The sequence below is a fragment of the Halorubrum ejinorense genome (assembly GCF_039522565.1).
Classification (GTDB): Archaea; Halobacteriota; Halobacteria; order Halobacteriales; family Haloferacaceae; genus Halorubrum; species Halorubrum ejinorense.
In genome coordinates this window covers 296,406-312,762 of sequence record NZ_BAAADQ010000013.1, presented here as the reverse complement: position 1 = coordinate 312,762, position 16,357 = coordinate 296,406, and the positions used below count along the sequence as shown (strand labels likewise).

19 protein-coding genes and 1 tRNA gene are annotated in these 16,357 nt (G+C 68.7%); 6 read left to right on the top strand and 14 right to left on the bottom strand.

Annotated elements, in window-relative coordinates:
• Positions 1-44 precede the first annotated feature (44 nt).
• From ABDZ89_RS12285 to ABDZ89_RS12265, 5 genes are all read right to left on the bottom strand, one after another.
• A complete protein-coding gene (locus tag ABDZ89_RS12285) occupies positions 45-1,424 on the bottom strand; it encodes a M24 family metallopeptidase (protein ID WP_343779462.1) in 1,380 nt (459 codons plus the stop codon).
• Entirely contained in the window at positions 1,421-3,265 is a 1,845-nt protein-coding gene (locus ABDZ89_RS12280; RefSeq protein WP_343779459.1) for a UvrD-helicase domain-containing protein, read from the bottom strand. Before ABDZ89_RS12280 ends, ABDZ89_RS12285 begins: the two co-directional genes overlap by 4 nt.
• 106 nt (positions 3,266-3,371) lie before the next feature.
• Entirely contained in the window at positions 3,372-3,530 is a 159-nt protein-coding gene (locus ABDZ89_RS12275) for a DUF7563 family protein (RefSeq protein ID WP_343779457.1), read from the bottom strand.
• 87 nt (positions 3,531-3,617) lie between these two features.
• Positions 3,618-3,800, bottom strand: a complete 183-nt coding sequence (locus ABDZ89_RS12270; RefSeq protein WP_343779455.1) for an HVO_0416 family zinc finger protein — start codon at positions 3,798-3,800, stop codon at positions 3,618-3,620.
• Positions 3,801-4,004: 204 nt separating this feature from the next.
• Entirely contained in the window at positions 4,005-4,547 is a 543-nt protein-coding gene (locus ABDZ89_RS12265) for a CDP-2,3-bis-(O-geranylgeranyl)-sn-glycerol synthase (protein ID WP_343779453.1), read from the bottom strand.
• Positions 4,548-4,686: 139 nt separating this feature from the next.
• Between ABDZ89_RS12265 and ABDZ89_RS12260 the strand changes: the two genes are divergently transcribed.
• Positions 4,687-5,526, top strand: coding sequence for a proline dehydrogenase family protein (locus ABDZ89_RS12260; protein WP_343779451.1), 840 nt, complete (start codon positions 4,687-4,689; stop codon positions 5,524-5,526).
• 92 nt (positions 5,527-5,618) lie between these two features.
• Positions 5,619-6,332, top strand: coding sequence for a DUF502 domain-containing protein (locus ABDZ89_RS12255; RefSeq protein ID WP_343779449.1), 714 nt, complete (start codon positions 5,619-5,621; stop codon positions 6,330-6,332).
• A 19-nt stretch (positions 6,333-6,351) separates the two neighbouring features.
• On the opposite strand, the gene ABDZ89_RS12250 is transcribed toward ABDZ89_RS12255, so the two are convergent.
• The 3 genes from ABDZ89_RS12250 to ABDZ89_RS12240 all read right to left on the bottom strand — a co-directional run bounded on the left by ABDZ89_RS12250 (position 6,352) and on the right by ABDZ89_RS12240 (position 9,119).
• Positions 6,352-7,281: a branched-chain amino acid transaminase gene (locus ABDZ89_RS12250; RefSeq protein WP_343779447.1), complete on the bottom strand. Its 930-nt coding sequence runs from the start codon at positions 7,279-7,281 to the stop codon at positions 6,352-6,354.
• Between the two features lie 354 nt (positions 7,282-7,635).
• The gene (ribB, locus tag ABDZ89_RS12245; RefSeq protein WP_343779445.1) at positions 7,636-8,361 is read right to left on the bottom strand and encodes a 3,4-dihydroxy-2-butanone-4-phosphate synthase; all 726 of its coding nucleotides are present in this window, start codon (positions 8,359-8,361) and stop codon (positions 7,636-7,638) included.
• Entirely contained in the window at positions 8,361-9,119 is a 759-nt protein-coding gene (locus tag ABDZ89_RS12240) for a DUF120 domain-containing protein (protein WP_343779443.1), read from the bottom strand. Before ABDZ89_RS12240 ends, ribB begins: the two co-directional genes overlap by 1 nt.
• A 259-nt stretch (positions 9,120-9,378) precedes the next feature.
• Here ABDZ89_RS12240 and ABDZ89_RS12235 point away from each other — a divergent pair.
• Together ABDZ89_RS12235 and ABDZ89_RS12230 are read left to right on the top strand one after the other, a co-directional pair.
• A tRNA-Ala gene (locus tag ABDZ89_RS12235) sits at positions 9,379-9,450 on the top strand.
• A gap of 413 nt (positions 9,451-9,863) precedes the next feature.
• Positions 9,864-9,992, top strand: coding sequence for a hypothetical protein (locus ABDZ89_RS12230; protein WP_343779441.1), 129 nt, complete (start codon positions 9,864-9,866; stop codon positions 9,990-9,992).
• A 138-nt stretch (positions 9,993-10,130) separates the two neighbouring features.
• On the opposite strand, the gene ABDZ89_RS12225 is transcribed toward ABDZ89_RS12230, so the two are convergent.
• From ABDZ89_RS12225 to ABDZ89_RS12210, 4 genes are all read right to left on the bottom strand, one after another.
• Positions 10,131-10,544, bottom strand: a complete 414-nt coding sequence (locus ABDZ89_RS12225; RefSeq protein ID WP_343779439.1) for a hypothetical protein — start codon at positions 10,542-10,544, stop codon at positions 10,131-10,133.
• Between the two features lie 38 nt (positions 10,545-10,582).
• Positions 10,583-11,884 (bottom strand): RNB domain-containing ribonuclease, encoded by a 1,302-nt coding sequence (locus ABDZ89_RS12220; RefSeq protein ID WP_343779436.1) that lies wholly within the window; start codon positions 11,882-11,884, stop codon positions 10,583-10,585.
• 67 nt (positions 11,885-11,951) lie between these two features.
• Positions 11,952-12,785 carry a hypothetical protein gene (locus ABDZ89_RS12215; protein ID WP_343779434.1) on the bottom strand — a complete coding sequence of 278 codons (834 nt, stop codon included), beginning with the start codon at positions 12,783-12,785 and terminating at the stop codon, positions 11,952-11,954.
• A gap of 37 nt (positions 12,786-12,822) precedes the next feature.
• Positions 12,823-13,209: a DUF7562 family protein gene (locus ABDZ89_RS12210; RefSeq protein WP_425544615.1), complete on the bottom strand. Its 387-nt coding sequence runs from the start codon at positions 13,207-13,209 to the stop codon at positions 12,823-12,825.
• A 258-nt stretch (positions 13,210-13,467) separates the two neighbouring features.
• On the opposite strand from ABDZ89_RS12210, the gene ABDZ89_RS12205 reads away from it, so the two are divergent.
• Complete coding sequence (locus ABDZ89_RS12205) at positions 13,468-13,950, top strand: cation:proton antiporter regulatory subunit (RefSeq protein WP_343779430.1); 483 nt, start codon at positions 13,468-13,470, stop codon at positions 13,948-13,950.
• Between the two features lie 85 nt (positions 13,951-14,035).
• Positions 14,036-15,271, top strand: coding sequence for a cation:proton antiporter (locus tag ABDZ89_RS12200; RefSeq protein ID WP_343779428.1), 1,236 nt, complete (start codon positions 14,036-14,038; stop codon positions 15,269-15,271).
• Between the two features lie 96 nt (positions 15,272-15,367).
• On the opposite strand, the gene ABDZ89_RS12195 is transcribed toward ABDZ89_RS12200, so the two are convergent.
• Together ABDZ89_RS12195 and ABDZ89_RS12190 are read right to left on the bottom strand one after the other, a co-directional pair.
• Positions 15,368-15,820, bottom strand: a complete 453-nt coding sequence (locus ABDZ89_RS12195) for a DUF302 domain-containing protein (protein ID WP_343779425.1) — start codon at positions 15,818-15,820, stop codon at positions 15,368-15,370.
• An 87-nt stretch (positions 15,821-15,907) separates the two neighbouring features.
• Complete coding sequence (locus ABDZ89_RS12190) at positions 15,908-16,198, bottom strand: DUF5789 family protein (RefSeq protein ID WP_343779422.1); 291 nt, start codon at positions 16,196-16,198, stop codon at positions 15,908-15,910.
• Positions 16,199-16,357 lie beyond the last annotated feature (159 nt).

Below are 16,357 nucleotides of genomic sequence, written 5' to 3'. Positions count from 1 at the left end.
AAGCGGCGCCGATAGCGCAAAGGGCGGTCGTAGCTACCGGCCGCTCACTCGCGCGCCTGCGGAACGATCCCGAACGGGTACTCGGCGAGTATCTCGTACCCTTCCTCCGTGACGACGACCGTGTCCTCGAGCCTGACCCCGCCGACCGCCGGGTCGTAGACGCCGGGTTCGACCGTCACGACGTGGCCCGGTCGCAGTTCGCCCGCGCCCGACAGCGACGGCGACTCGTGGAGGCTCACGCCGACCCCGTGGCCGGTGCCGTGGGTGAAGCCGGTCTCGCCCTCGCCGGCGTTGGGGTCGAAGCCGTAGGCGGCCAACTCGGCGGCCGCCTCGCCGTGGACGGTCTTCGCGGGGACCCCCGGTTCGACCTCTTCGAGCGCGGCCTCCCGGGCGGCCTCTACCGCGATGTACGCCCGGCGCTCCCATCCGCCGTCGCCGTCGACGACGAACGTCCGGGTCACGTCCCCGTAGTAGCCGTCCGGGCCGCGCGGCGACACGTCGAGCAGCACCGCCTCTCCGGGGCGGATCGGGTCGTCGCCGACGTAGTGGAGGTCGGCCGCGGACGGCCCGGCGCCGATCACCGTGTTGCCCGCGTCGCGGACGCCCCGAGCGGCGAGGGCTCGGTTCACCTCGCGGCGGAGCCGCTCCGTCGTCAGGGAGTCGCCCTCCCACCGGAGCGGCGGTCGCCGCGCGTCTCCCGAACCGTCGACGACGTCGCCCTCGGCGACCTCGCTCTCGGCGAGCACCGTCTCGGCCCGAGCCATCCCGGCGACCGCAGCGCGCTGGACGCGGCGCATTCGGTCGAGTTCGGCCGGAGTCTTGCGCGCTCTGGCGGTCGCGACCGCGTCCGTCGACGTCAACTCGATACCCGCACGCTCCAGGTACACCGCGGCGTCGTGCGGTATCGACGCCGGGGTGAGGACGGTCGGACCGCCGGCGTCGGTCTCGTCGTCCGTCCGCCGACCGGTGAGTTCGTCGACGACTGCGGCGGCGCGCTCGCCGGCGTGATCGCCGACGGCCTCGCTTCGGACCTCGCGGACGACCCCGTCGTGGAAGTCGGTGTCAGTGTCGGAATTGGGGTCGTTGCCAGTCTGATCGGCGAGCGGGTCGCTCGCGGCCGCAACGAACTCCCGCTCCGCCTGCTCACGGAACAGCGCGGGCGCACAGAGGACGGCCCGGCCGGCCCTCTCCGCCGCCGCGTCGCCGTTCGGCACCACGACCAGCGCGTACGGGCGGTCAGGCCCGCCGAAGCGGGTCAGGTAGCGTAGGCCGTCGTCGGAGCGGTCCCCGACCGCGACGAACGCGTCCGCGTCGGTCGCCCGGACGGCCTCGACGATCGGACGCAGATCGGTCCGGAGCGGGCGGTCGCTCTCGGTTCTGTCCGTGTCCGCGGTCTCGTCCGTGTCCCCGGCGTCGCCGCTCACGGCTCGGGTTCGGGTACCGCCAGCTCCGCCTGGACCTCCTCGACGAGGTCCTGTGCCGGCTCCTCGCGGAGTTCGTTGAACAGCAACACGCTGATCGGCAGCGTCGGGGCGCCGCTGATGAGGCTCTCCATTATCACGAGGCGCTCGCGGGCGCGGGACATCCCGACGTAGAAGACGCGGCGCTCGTTGTCGGTGAGCACCGGGACGGGGCTCGTCGACTTGGTGAACTCCTCGACGCCGTCGACATCGGTCGGGTCGTCGATGGAGGCGGCCATCTGCTCGACCACCTTCTCGGTGAGGTCCGTCGCCACGAACACGTGGTCGGCCTCGCGGCCCTTCGCGGAGTGGATGGTACCGACGCGGACGCGGTTCGGCTCCATCCCCCGGTAGTCGCCCTCGAAGTACGCGCCCATCGACTTGCGCTGGAAGCTCGTCACCTTCCGGACCATGTCGTCGGCGCTCGCGGTGTCCGGCATGAAGGGGATGTACTCGTCGAGGGTGTCGGCCGCGATCTCGATCAGGGAGACGTCGTCGGCGTCCGCCGCCTCCTCGCGGTCGTCGAGGAAGTCGTAGAACTCCTCGCGGTCGTGGGTGCCGAACGCCGACTCCTGTAGCATGTCGGCGAGGCGGCGCGCCTCCAGGCCGGTGACCGGTTCGTCGGCCTCGGCCTTCTCGATGGCGCTCACGTAGTCTTGGACCCGGTCGGTCCACATCCGGCCGTCGGTGAGCATCGAGAACGGAATGCCGTGGTCGATGAACTCGTCGATGAAGTCGAACATCTGGTAGCGCGCCCGGAACAGACACATCACGTCGCCCTCGTCGTCTTCGACGGTGTAGCGAACGTTCCGCACCAGTTCCAGCATCGAGGGCGACTCGATCGCTTCGACGGTGCCGCCCTCCTTGCGCGGGTGGAGGTCTTTTTCCTGCCGCTTGTCGATGTGCCGGATCTCCGCGTTAACGACGTTGAGGATCTCCGAGGGGAGCCGGTAGGAGTTCGGCAGGACCACGTCCTCGTCGACGTCGGTGTCCAAGAGGAGGTCGGGGTCGGCGCCCTGCCACGCGTAGACGACCTGGTCGTCGTCGCCGGCGATCAGCACCCGGTTCATGTGCGGGCGCCACTCCTCGAAGACGTTGTACTGGAGCGTGGTGATGTCCTGGAACTCGTCGATGATCAGGTAGTCGACGCTGGGGACGAGCGAGCGCTGCGCGACCCGTTCGAGCATGTCCGCGAAGCCGACGAGGTCGTTGTCGCCCTTGTACGCGCGCCACGCGCGGATCGTCTCCGGGATGTCGATCCGGTCGTCGTCGGAGGGCCACGTCGGGGTGTACTTGTTCCCCTGCTGGGCGTTCGGGTCCTCCTCGGGCGGGAGTCGGACCTCCTCGACGTTCCACTGGAAGGGAACGTCGTACCAGTCGGCCACGTCGCGCTCGGTGCGCTGGAGCCACTGCGAGGTGGCGATGATCTTGTTGCCGATGGTCGTCGAGCGGGCGGTCCGGCGGCCCGCGCCGCCGTGCTGGTCCTCGAACTCGATGCCGTAGTCCTCACAGAACGCCTCCTTGTCGTCCTCACCGACCACGTCGCCTCGCGACAGGTCGAGCAGCTCGTACGCCTTCGCGTGCATCGTACTCACGTTGCCTTGGAGGCTGCGCGGGGAGATGTCGAGCCGCTCGGCGAGCCGCTCGCGGATCTCGGCGGCCGCGGCGCGCGTGTACGAGACGACGAGCACGTCGCGGACTTCGGCGTCCTCGGTTTCGAGAATCTCCTCGACGCGGTCCAAGAGCGCGGTCGTCTTCCCGCTCCCCGGCCCCCCGAACAGCCGCGTCACCGTGGTATCAGTCATTGTTACTCCCAGATTCCGACTCTCCTTAAACGCCGTGGCTCGACATCCGTCGAGACCGGCTCCCGTTCGACGGCGTCGACCCCCCGCTCCGCCGCCGGTCGCCTCGTCAGTTGCTCCGCGTCGCGCGCGCTTCGCGAACGTCTCCACCGTCGCGGACCAGGTCCTCGCAGGCCGGACAGACCCGGGGCCGATCGACCTCGTTCGGAGTGAACACCCGAACGTAGTCGGTCGTAACGAACGAACCGCAGTTCTGACACGTCGGCATGTTCTCCACTATCGAGTAATTACACATAATACTACCGGGGAGTATGACGGAAAGAAAACGCCGCGGCGGGCTGCGGTGTCGCGAGCGTCAGCTCGGCCGCCAGTCGCAGACGTCACACCGCGCCGTTCCCTCCTCGTGAAGCGCACCACAGTCGGGACACTGGAGCTTGTTATACGATCGCTCCCAGCGTACGATCTCCGTCTCGTGGCCGCGGTCGGACAGGAACTCATCGAACACGTCGTCGTCCGAGCTGGGTGCACTACTGGACATGCGTGCTATGGTATGGCACATCGTCATATATATCTTTCCGCCGTTCTCGTCGTCGAGAATTCGGCGAACAGACGATCAACTTTCGATAGTGTATGTGTGTGAACGGAAGTTCAAACCGACTCTCCCTCGTCGCCGCCGGTGGTTCAGAACCGATCACCGCGGCCCCGTCTAGCCTGCGCTCTCACGGCCTCGGTCAGCGCGCGGTCACCACGGCTCGTTCTTCAGTCCGAGCGCGTAAGCCCCGACGTTCGTGACGACGTGGAGTATCGGCGTCATCACGAGGACGACCGCGAGGACCCCGGGAGTGAAGACGGAGACGGCCCAGTCGGTGTCGACGAGGAAGACGAACCCGAGCGCGACGACGACGAAGTCGAGCTGGTCGAGCCCCGGGAACGCGGCGCCGCGCTCGCGGCCCGACCGGCGCTTGAGGAACGAGGCGCCGATGTCGCCGCACATCGCCCCGAACGCGAGCGCGACCGCCGCGGGGAGCGCGAACGTCGGGAAATCGACCCCGAGCGCGGCGCTCGCGGGCTCGACGAGCGCGTTGAGCGCGAGCGCGAGGAGAACGCCCGCGAGGGTGCCCACCGCCGTGCCGCGCCACGTCTTTCCGTCGCCGAGCAGTCGGGCGCCGCGCCACTCGCGCCCACCGTCGATGGGACGCCCCCCGCCGGCCAACACCGCGGCGTTGTTGGGGACGTACGCGGGCAGCATCGCCCAGAACGCCGTCGCGACAAGCGCACCGATCATGTCCCCACGGGCGGTGCGCGGGATGTTATAAACCCCGGATCCGTCGCCGGGCGGTCGTCGTCTGTTCCGCGAGCGGTGCGTTGCGGTCACCGCCGCCGGGTCGGTAACAGTAAAGTTCGCGCCGTTCCGTGATTACGACATGATTCCCCCCATCGCCCGGCAGTTCGTCGCGGGCGAGAGCGTCCCCGTCGCTCTCGACCACGCTCGCGCCGCGAACGAGGACGGCATCGCGGTCATCCTGAACCTGCTGGGCGAACACTACGACGACCCGGCGGACGCCCGCGCCGACACCGACGCCTACCTCGCGCTGCTCGACGACATCGCCGACAGCGGCCTCGACGCCTGCGTCTCGGTGAAACCCTCTCAGATCGGGATGGACGTCTCGACCGACCTGTTCGAGGAACACTACCGCGAGATCGTCGCCCGCGCCCACGAACTCGGCGCGTTCGTCTGGTGTGACATGGAGGACGCCGACACGACCGACGCCACCCTCGACGCCTTCGAGTCCATCGCGGCCGACTACCCGTGGAGCGTCGGACAGTGTATCCAGTCGAACCTCAAGCGGACCGCCGACGACCTCGACCGCCTCGTCGACGTCCCCGGCAAGATCCGGCTCGTGAAGGGGGCGTACGACGAGCCCTCGTCGATCGCGTACACCGACAAGGCGCGCGTCGACGAGGCGTACCGCGACGACCTGACGACCCTCTTCGAGGGGCGAGACCGCGGCATCGCGGTCGGCAGCCACGACCCCGAGATGATCTCGCTGGCGGATCGGCTCGCTCGCGACCACGGCGCCGACTACGAGGTCCAGATGCTGATGGGCGTCCGCGAGGACGCTCAGCGCGACCTCGCCGCACAGGGGGTCGACGTGACCCAGTACGCCCCCTACGGCGGCAAGTGGATCTCGTACTTCTACCGGCGCGTCCGCGAGCGCAAGGAGAACCTGACGTTCGCGGCTCGGGCGGTGCTGGGACGGTAACCGCTCCTGCCGCTCGGTGCGGTTTCGGGTTCCCGATCCCCCCGTCACGTAGAAGCCCTCTTAAGGATTGCCGACACATACCAACGCGATAGATGTCCACGTGGAAACGCGACTTCGCCAGCGGGCTCATCGTGTTGGCGCCGCTCCTCGTTTTACTCTTAGTCCTCCGCTGGTTTTACCAGTACATCGAGTCGATCCCGCTGATCGACGACCTCCAACCTAACATCATCCCGGCGCCGTTAGAGCCGGTCTCTCGGGTGATAATCGCGATCGCGGTGTTCGCCACCGTCGTGCTGGCGGTCGGGTACTTCATGCGGACCACGCTCGGCCGCTTGGCGGAGGCGGCGGTGGACGACACGATCAACCGGATCCCGGCGCTCCGGGTGGTGTACAACGCCTCGAAACTCGCCATCGAGACGGCCATCTCCGGCACCGACGAACTCCAGAGTCCGGTGTACATCGAGACATGGCCCGGCATTCGCATGACCGCGTTCCGGACCGGGAAGAAGACCCGCGACGGGAAGATTGTCCTGTTCATGCCGACCGCACCGAACATCACCACTGGCTTCGTCATCGAGGTCGAGCCGGAACGCGTCGAGGAGACCGGCGAGACCGTCGAGGAAGGAATGACGCGCGTCCTCTCCGCCGGGTTCGCCGAGTCGGCTCACCAGGTTCCCGTCCACGAGGAAGAGCCTCCCGGCGGCGACGGCACCGGTTCCCCCGGCAGCTACGGACACGTCCGGACCGACGGCACGCCCGGCGACGGAGAGGGAACGGCAGCCGAGGGGAGCGGTTCGACCGAGTAACGAATCCGCGAGACGCGGCTTACAGGTACGTGAACCACTCGTCGTGGTCGTCGGTGCGACGTTCCACGAGGTCGAAGAAGGCGCTCTGGAGCTCCTCGGTCACCGGGCCGCGAGTCCCGGCGCCGATCTCGGTGTCGTCGACCGAGCGGATCGGGGTGACTTCGGCGGCGGACCCGGTGAAGAACAGCTCGTCCGCGGTGTACAGCTGGCCGCGCGAGATGACGGCTTCGTCGTGGACCTCGTAGCCGCGCTCCTCAGCCAGCGTGATGACGGTGTCGCGGGTGATCCCTTCGAGGATCGACTGCGCCGGCCCGGTCGTGTATATCTCGCCGTCGTTCACCATGAAGATGTTCTCGCCGGGGCCCTCCGCGACGTTGCCCTCCTTGTTGAGGACGATGGCCTCGACGTAGCCGTTCCGGCGCGCCTCCTCGCCGGCGAGCATGGAGTTGACGTAGAGCCCGGTCGTCTTCACGTTCGTCGGAACCTGCGAGGAGGCGTGTTTCCGCCACGAGGAGACCATCACGTCGACGCCGTCTTCGAGCGCCTCCTCGCCGAGGTACGCGCCCCACGGCCACGCGGCGAGGACGAGGTCGGTCGGGCAGTCCTTCGGCGAGACGCCCAGCGTGTCGTACCCGTAGTAGGCGATCGGTCGGATGTAACAGGACTCCAGATCCTGCCGGTCGAGCAGTTCGAGGGTCGCCTCGGTGATCTCCTCGCGGGAGTGTTCGATGTCCATGTCGTACATCTTCGCGGAGTCGAACAGCCGGTCGAGGTGTTCCTCCCACCGGAAGACCGCCGGTCCCTTCTCGGTGTCGTAACAGCGAACGCCCTCGAACACGCCGCTCCCGTAGTGGAGCGCGTGGGTGAGAACGTGGGTCGTCGCGTCCTCCCAGTCGAGGAACTCCCCGTTCTTCCAGATCGTGTCGACGTCCATCTCGTCAAAGCTCATAATTCGAGGTTGCGGCGGTCGGGCTTAAATCTGTGACATGCGGAGAACGCGGTTGGCTACGGACGCGTCGCCGGCAACGGCTCGGCCGATCGGTTATAAACGGTTGCTACTGGCGACGAGGAAACACTGCTAAAGCCCCACCCGCGGGCGGCTGTCCCCTTGAGCCCTCCCCGACGGCGACTGTACGACACCTCGCGCCTCCCCAGCCTCGTCACCGGACTACGTCCGGTTTCAACCGAGAGCTTCGCTCTCGCCCTGTCGCTCCCTTCGGTCGCGACTCCCTCGCACGCGCTCCTCGCGGTCGCCGGGGGCGACCGCTCGCAGGCGCGCGCCGACGGCCGGTGTTCCGCTCGCTTATTTCAGCGCCTCGACGAGGGCCGCGCCCTCGACGTAGGGGATGTCGCGCCGGGCCGCGTAGGCCGCGGCGTCCGCGGGCGAGAGCGCGTCGCCGGTCTCGTCGTCGAGCATCTCACAGACCACGGCGGCGGGCGCGGCGCCCACGGCCTCGGCCATCGCGAGACCGAGTTCGGTGTGGCCGGTCCGCCCGGCGAGGCCGTCGCGGTCGCCGCGGAGCACGTGGACGTGGCCGGGCGCGCGGAACTCCGCGGCGAAGTCTCCGGGGCCGTAGCCGGTCGGGTCCTCGCGGACTCGCCCGGCCGCCTTCGCCACCTCGACGATGGTCTTCGCGCGGTCCGCGTCGGTGATCCCGGTGAACGTCTCGCGGTGGTTCACCGGCAGCGAGAACGAGGAGCGGTCGTCGTAGTCGGGGTCGTCGTCGACCGCGGGGTGATCGAGCGCGTCCGCGAGGAACGGCAGGTCGAAGGCGTCGCCGACCGCGTCGTCCACAGCCACGCAGATCAGCCCGCCCGCGTCGTTCCGCATGTGCGCGACGGCGGCCTCGTCGACCGACCCTGCGGGGTAGACGATGTCCGTCTCGCCCTCGCGGTCCGCGAAGTCGTGGACGCAGACGGGGTCGCCGGCCCGGAAGGCGTCGAGCGCGCGCTGAACGGGATCGTCGGCGTCGGCGGACTCGGCGGCGCCAGCGCCCGGTTCCGCGTCGGCGTCGATGTCGGCGCGCATCAGGCGACCTCCGTCTCGACCGCTGTCGACTCGGGGTCGTCCGCGCGGCTCGTCGGCTCCACCCGGACCTCCACGTCGTCGCCGTCGTCGAGGTCGAGCGCGTCGCGCAGCCGGTCCGGCGCGATGAGCTCCAGTTGGTCGTCGTCGTGGTGGGTGCGGTCGGGGACGATGGCGTGGACCGTCTCGTAGCGCTCGTCGCCCGCGACGAGGGTGACCCCGTAGCAGGACGCCGCGCCGTAGGTGCGGTCTTCGCTCTCCCACGCGTCGATGGGAACGGCCTCGATGCCCGCCATCTCGCCGCGCCGGCGGACGCTCTCCTCGGTGAGGTCCACGTTGAGCGTCCCGGGGAACGGCTCGTAGCCGAGTCGCTCGCGGAACTGCTCGGCGTATCCGGGCAGGGTGATGTAGTGGCGGCCCTCGCCCATGCCGCCCGTGACCGCGCCGCGGAGGGCGAGTTCGACGTCCGACTCGAACAGCCGGCGGTAGTCGGCGTACTCGGCGCGGAGCGCGGCCTCGCCCGCGTCCGTCACCGAGACCCACTGGCCGTCGCTGACCACGTCGCGCTCGACGTAACCGGCGGCTTCGAGCGTCTGGAGGCGTCGGGAAGCGGTCTGCGTGGAGGCGCCGAGCCGGTCGCCGAGCGCCGCGCACGACACCTTCGTCTCGGAGAGGTCGCCGACGATTCCGACGTGTTTCAGGGCCGCGAGCGCGGCCGGGTCCACGTCGGTGTCTGCGTCCGTCGCCGTCGCATCTGACATACTCCGTAGTCGGTCGTCCGCACGCAAAAGGGTAACGAATATGGAACGCGTCTCAGAAACGTTACGGCATCGGCGACCGGGTTCGTCGACTGGTCCGTGTTAAAATCGCCGCTCCGGGTACCTAATCCCGTCGGTGCCGGCCGGCTTCGCGGCTGTCCGCGGATTCGCCCGAACCGGTTCGGTTCACGGGTGTGAGCCACACCCGTGCGGGTCGGCGAAAGGTAAGGTACAAATACGAACGGCAACTGTTTCGTTTTGAGGGCTCGTAGATCAGCGGCAGATCGCTTCCTTCGCAAGGAAGAGGCCCGGGGTTCAAATCCCCGCGAGTCCATGTTTCTGCGCCGCGAGCAACGTCGCGAGCGGCGCAAACTCGTAACGAGCTGGGATTTGAACCCTGCCAGTCGCGCACAGCGAGCGCAGCGAGCGAGCACGTCTGGTTCTGGTTCAAATCCCCGCGAGTCCACTCCTGCGTTCACTTCGTTCGGTTAGTCGTTCCCTCGCGTGGTCCCACTTGCTCACTCCGTTCGCTCGCGGGACCCCCGCGAGTCCATGTTTCTGCGCCGCGAGCAACGTCGCGAGCGGCGCGAACCTGTACCGAGCGAGAGTCGAACCCCACCAATCGCGCCGGTCCGCTCGACCCCTTGCCTCCTCGCTGCGTAGCCGTTCCGAACAGTCGGGAACACGGATTTCGAGGTTCTCGCCAGACCCACGCCGCTTATGTACCGTGAGTCAGTTTGGCCGAATATGGGCATCTCTCAGTTCCTTGAGGGTCAGAACCTCACGCACCGCCAGATGGGGGTTATCATGATCGTGTGGATACTCCTCGTCTCGATCGCCGCCGTCGGAATGCTGCTGTACACGTCCTCATTGTAGCCGATCCGGCGCGCGCGGCCGCGAGCGCAACCATACTTATCTCGTCCGTTGCCGGTGGCGGTATGCCACGCGATAGCCTCCCACGGCGACACGCTCTCCGCCTCGCGGCGGTCGCCGTCACCGTCTCGCGGCGGTCGACTACGCGCCGCCGTCGTCGTCCGTGTCTCCGCCGTGCTCGTCGGCGTCGGCCTCGCCTCCGTCGTCACTCTCGGGGTGCTCGTCGTCCTCGGACTCGACTTCGATCGTTATCGGCCCGTCGTCCGTCTCGGTCGTCTCGGACTCGAAACCGCCGGCCTCATCGTCGAGTTCGTCGGCGAGTTCGTCGGCGTTCGACTCCAGTTCGCTCAGGGCGTACCCGACCGCGTAGCCGGTCGACCCGCCGAGGAGGGCGCCGATTCCCGCGCCGACGGGCCCGCCGCGAGCGCCGAGGACCGCGCCGGTGAAGCCGCCGACCGTCGCCGCGCGCTCCGCGTCGCGCTCGGGGTCGCCGGTGGGTTCGAACGCGTCCGGTTCGCCTCGGTCCGCGTCGCCGCCGTGTTCGTGGGCGTCCATACCAACCGTTGTGGCCGCATCGGCCTATATCTCCCGCCTCACGCGCCGTGTTTCGCTTCCTCGGGGTCCTCGACGACCTCCACGCCGCGGTTGTTGACGGCGTACGGGTCGAGCCCCTGCTCTTGGAGGAACTGCTTGTAGAGCCGCTCGGCCGTCTCGCCGTCTTTCTGCTTGTCGCTAGCGTGGTCGCACAGCTCCACGAGGGTCTCCGGCACGTCGTTCTCGTGGACGATCCAGTGGTTGATCGTGTCCGAGAGCCGGCGGATGGGCGAGGTGAAGTGGCCGTAGATGTCGAAGTTGAGCGCGTGGTGACCCCCGAACGGGTCGTTCATGTACTTCGCCCGCGGCATCACCTTCAGCACGGCCCGCTGGATCTTGTTGAGCTGGCGCTCCGGCGACTCCTCTAAGGCGGCGTTGACCGCCTTCCGGGGGTCGTCGCCCCACGCCTCACCGGGGATCGAGACGCCGTCGAGCTCTTGGATCTCCTTTAGGGCCTCGTTCCACTGGTCCGGGGTCGGCTGCGGGTGGACGCGGTACATCGCCTCGACGCCGCGGTCCCACATCAGGGTGTGCGTCACCGCCTTGTTCGCCTTCAGCATCGACTCCTCGATAATGGTGTGCGCGCGGTCCCGCCGGGGGTTCAAGACGAGCGAGCCGTCCGCCTTGCGCTGTTCGTGCATCCGGTCGGCGAGCTCGAAGGCGAGGGCGTTCTCGTCGCCGAGCGGGAGCGAGGGGTCTTCGAGCCGGTTTTCACACTCCTTGTAGGTGAGCCGCTCGTCGGAGTTGATGACGGACTTGTAGATGTCGATGTCCTCGAAGGAGAGCGTCTCGTCGTCGATCTCCATCTCGACGGTGTGCGCGAGCCGGTCCTCGTTGGGGACGAGCGAGCAGACGGTCTCCGCCAGCACCGGCGGCAGCATGTGAATCGTGTAGTCGGGCAGGTAGACGGTGTTGGCGCGCTCGACCGCCTCCTCCCACATCGCGGTGTCCGGGGTGACGTAGTGGGTCACGTCGGCGATGTGGACCCACAGCCGGTAGGCGCCCTCCTCGCGTTCGATCGAGATGGCGTCGTCGAAGTCCTGCGCGTCGACCGGGTCGGTCGTCCACGTCGTCAGGTCGCGGAGGTCCTCTCGCTCGTCGATCTCCGCTTCGATCTCCTCGTAGACGCCATCGGTCCGCGCCTCCGCCTCTCGAAGCACCTCGTTCGGGAACTCGTCGCGGATCTCGAACTCCTCGAACAGCTCCTCGCGCTTCTCGGCGAGTCGGTCCGCGAGCTCCGGCGTGATCGTCACGGGGCCCTGGTCCTCCGCGGACCCGGGCTTCGGCTCGTCGTCTGACATACCTCCACCAACGCGGGTCCGTTAGAAAGGCCTGTCGGGCGGGGAGGAGAGCGCCCTCGCGGCCCGCTCAGACGACCGCCGCGACCGCGGGCGAGAGGCCCACCCACGCGACCACGAGCGCGACGGCGCCGATGACCACCGGGATCGCGGACCCGCCGACCAGTCGCAGCGCGGTCCGGCGCGCGCTCGCGTCGGAGACGATGAACGGCGACCCGTCCGCGAACCGTGATTTCACCTCGCCGACGGGCGCGTCAGGGAACGCCTCGCTGTCGCCGACGACCGTCACCTCGTCGCCGGGTCGGAGCGTTCGCTGGCGGTACCGACGCCGGGGGTCGTCGCCGATCGTGAGCGGACCGATCTCGTACCCCGTCTCCGTTGCGTCGACGGCGTCGACCGCGTCGACGAACCCACGCACGCGCTCAGGCGGCTCCTCGTCGGCGTCGACCTTGATCTTCTCGTCGACGTCGAGGGAGAACGTCGCCGCCGCCGGATCGACCCGGACGCCAGTTCCCCCGTCGTCGACGCGGAAGGGGACGCCCGCCTCGCCGCCGTCGATCTCCACCCACGACTGTCCCTCCCCTTGGCTGCGGAACTCGGACACGTCGTACTCGACACAGAGGCTGGAGTCGTCGCTGAACGGTGCGGGGAGCGTCTCGCCGTCGACCGCGGCGGCCCGCCCGGTCACTCGCACTCGGGACTCGGCGCCGTCGAGCCCGGCCGGATCGGTGGCCGTCGTTCGGAGCGCGCGAACCGCCTCGCGGGCGCCGGCCGCGCCGCGCGCGAGGAACACGAGGCCGACGATCAGCGCGCCGGCACCGACCGCGGTCAGGACCGGGTCGATACGTTCGATCGGGGCTGTGGCTACTACGTGAAGGGCGTCCGCGACGTGGAGGGCGTCCATGCGTACGGGCCGTCGTACCGAGACGTGACGGGTAGGCTTATCGGTCGCGGTCCGTGCGATCGCGGTCGGAGCGCCCCTCGTCCGAGCGTCCCCGGTCCGAGGGGTCGCGATCCGACCGCTCCCGTCCGTCGGTCGCGTCGCGTCCGCCGTCGTCGCTCGTCACCGCCTCGGCGTAGCGGTCGAGGAACTCCTCGTTGGTGAGCCCCTCGGCCTCGATCGATCGGACCAGCGATTCGAGCCCGTCGCGGGGCTGATGACAGATGTCGTCGTCGCAGCCGGCACAGAGGTACTCGAACTCCTTGTCGCGCCGGCTCCAGCGATCGCCCTCCTTGTCGTACTCGCGCGCGTTCTCCCGCGGCACCGACTCGCCACACGCGATACAAACCACCGTTTGCCGGCCTCCACCTCCCCGGGATCCCCACATATCGCGACCATCGGACTCGGCTCACTTAGCGTTTGGTACCCGGCAGCCGACCGTTAGACGAGACCTCGCCCCGCCCAGAGAGTCGCCGCCCCGGCCTCTGTCCCGCCTCCGCCCCGGCCTCTGTCCCGCCTCCGCCCCGGCCTCTGTCCCGCCTCTGCTCCACCTCCACCCTGCTTCCCCCCGCCTGCGCCCTAGTTCCCGCCCGGCGCTCGGCGTGCGACGTACAGACATATTACGGGTGGCCCCGCAGGGCAGGGTATGACGATTACCGAGTCCGACCTCCCCGGAGTCGGAAAGAAGTTCGAGATCGAGCTAGGCGGCGGCGAGGAGATGATCGTCGTCATCCACAACACGGGCAAACGCGAGGTGTTCCGCCGGACCGACCCGAACGCCGACTCCGAGAAGGCGTTCGAGTTCTCCGACGACCTCGCGCGGACCATCGGGTCGATCATCGAGGGGGCGCACTTCCAACCGGTCGAGCCGGAGACGCAAGAGACGACGCTGCCGGGCGGCATCCTCCTGGAGTGGTACGAGCTCCCCCCGGGATCGCCGCTCGTCGGCGAGACGCTGGAGAGCGCGGACATCGGGAACCGGACCGGGGTCGCGGTGGTCGCGATCCAGCGCGGCGACGAGGTGATCGACAGCCCGGGCGCCGAGACGACGCTGGGCGAGGGCGACACCCTGATCGTGGTCGGCACGCCCGACGACTGCGCGACGTTCGAGGAGATCCTCACCGGATGACCGGGCGGTCCCTCGATCTCGTCCGGTCCACCTCCGGCGTCGACCCCGCCACGCTCGTCGTCGACGGCCTCGGAGGCGATCGGTAGTGGCGCTGCTCGACGTCGGCGTCATGTTCGCCGCGGTCGCGGTCGCCGGCGCGGTCGCGCACCGCTTCGGCCAGTCCGTGATCCCCGCGTACATCCTCGTCGGCATGCTGCTCGGAGAGCACGTCCTCGGGCGGTTCTCCCTGCCCGCCCTCGGGACCGTCTACGTCCCCGAGACCGAGTTCATCGCGCTCGGGGCGGAGCTGGGGATCGTCTTCCTCCTCTTTTTCCTCGGGCTGGAGTTCAACCTCGCCCGCCTGCTCGCCCGCCGGCGGCAGATCGGGACCGCGGGAACGATCGACCTCGCGAACTTCGGGGTCGGGCTCGTCCTCGGCTGGCTCGTCTTCGGCGCGTTCGTCCCGGCGTTTCTCACCGCGGGCATCGTCTACATCTCCTCGTCGGCGGTGATCACGAAGTCGCTCATCGACCTCGGCTGGATCGCCAACGACGAGGCCGAACCCCTGCTGGGAACGTTAGTGTACGAGGACCTGTTCATCGCGGTGTACCTCTCCGTCGCGTCGGCGCTCGTCCTCGGCGGCGGCGACGTCGCCGCGGCCGCGGTCGACGTTGGGATCGCCCTCGCGTTCATCACCGCCCTGCTCGCGGTCGTCCAGTTCGGGACGCCGGTCTTCGACCGCATCGTGGCGACGGACAACCGCGAGTTCGTCGCGCTGCGGGCGGTGGCGGCGGTCGTGTTCGTCGCCGGGGCGGCGCTCGCGCTCGGCGTCAGCGAGGCGGTCGCGGCCTTCTTCATCGGGATGGCGTTCTCGGCGACCGAACAGCTCCACACGATCGAGACGCTCTTGGAACCGGTCCGGGACGTCTTCGCCGCGGTGTTTTTCTTCTGGATCGGCCTCGTCACCAACCCCGCCCTGTTCGCTGACGTCGCCCTCCTCGTCGCGCTCGCGGTGGTCGTGACCACGCCGACGAAGGTCGTCACCGGCTACCTCGCCGGGCGCGCGTTCGACCTCGACGCCCGGCGCTCGACGCGGGTCGGCCTCGGGATGACCACCCGCGGCGAGTTCTCGCTGATCATCGCCACGGTCGCGGTCACCGGCGCAGAATCGGGAACCTTCGATCCCGCCCTCGCCGGGACGATCAACGCCTTCGCGGTCGGCTACGTCCTCGTGATGGCGGTGTTGGGTACGACGCTGATGGGCCACTCCGCCCCCTTCGAGTCGATCGCGACCTCGTGGCTGGACTCGACTGACGGTAGCGACGCCGGAGCGACGAGATAGGCCGGCGACGCGGCGATCGGATCCGAATTCCGGGCCGCGCGCCATCGCCCAAGCTAAAATCATGCACCGGCGACCGGCGTCTCTGCGGGTCGCGACCTACGCGTCGGCGTCGAGTTCCGCGAACACGGCGTCGACCATCTCGCCGGTGTCCTCGATGATCGCGTCCATCTCCTCGTCGTCGACCGGGAGCCCGAGCAGCCGTGCGATCTTCATGATCGAGACGTGGTAGACGACCTGCTCGCCGGGCGACTCCTCCCAGACGATCATGTTACACGGGAACAGTCCCCCGATGCGTTTCTCGGTCGCGTCGAGCGCGCGGTCCGCCACGGCCGGGTTACAGGCGCCGAGGACGTAGTACGGGTCGCGGTCGGCGTCGACCTTCTCGTTCAACATCTCCGACGGAGAAAACTCCACGGGGATACCGAACCCCTCGTCGAGACACACCTCGCGGACGCGCTCGACGGCCGACTCGTGGTCGGTCGACAGCGTCGTCTTGGTCTCGCCGTACTCCTCGGGATCGAGTTCGTTCGGATCGAACGGGATCACCATGGGTCGACTCCGCGGCCGCCGAGTAAAAGACCCACGGCGGGCGAGAGCGCGCCCGGGAGCGCTCCCGGCACGGGAAGCCGGTCCGACCTACTCGGTCGCGACCGGTCCGCTCCCGACGAGGTCCTCGACCGCTCCGATGAACTCGCCCCGGCTCTCGAACAGCGGTACCTCCGAGTCCGTGAGCACGTCGTCGAGGGCCCGCGCGCCGTCGGGCGTTCGGAGCTCCGCGTCCCCTTCCTGCGCCAAGATGTCGCTGCGCGTCGCGGGCCACGTGAGCCGCGACGCGACGCGGGCGACCGGCTCGCCGGGCACGTCCGGGCCCGTCCCGAGTTCGACGGCCGGCTCCGCCTCCGCCTCGTCCGCATCGTTGTCGCTCATGCGTCGCGGTTCCGCTCGGGTGACACTAATGGTTTCGATGCGGGTCGCGGTCGCCGCCCCGGCGGTCCGACTGTGAGAATACACCCGGAATAATTCGGTAATACTGTTATTATATCCGGCGAGTACTTCCGGTTGGGGGCACGGCACACGACTCCCGGG